This window comes from Tamlana crocina (assembly GCF_012037625.1).
This window is the reverse complement of record NZ_JAAVJS010000924.1, coordinates 1-257: the sequence shown is the minus strand read 5'-3', so window position 1 is coordinate 257 and position 257 is coordinate 1. Positions and strand designations below refer to the sequence as shown.

Sequence of the window (257 nt, the reverse complement as noted above, 5' to 3'; positions counted from 1 at the left end):
ACCTAACCGGCGAATATTTCAATCTTACAAAAGGTGACGCTTACCAGTTTGGTTCAGAAGCTGGGGTGTTTAAAAACAGATTGGAAATTGTATTCCAGAGCGAACAGCAAATGTTAAGTGCAGAAGATGTCGATGGAACAAAAAACCGTACTTATTACCAAAACCCAGCCAAAACGTTTTATGCCAAAAATATGGACAGTGCTGTTACCCGCTTGGCGGTGGTGGACATGCGCGGGCGCGAAGTGCTGGACCTCAGT

The 257-nt window shown here is 45.1% G+C and carries 1 protein-coding gene; it reads left to right on the top strand.

Annotated elements, in window-relative coordinates; translation table 11 throughout:
• On the top strand, positions 1–257 hold a 257-nt coding region (locus tag HC176_RS19530; RefSeq protein ID WP_167920604.1), incomplete at both ends, for a hypothetical protein.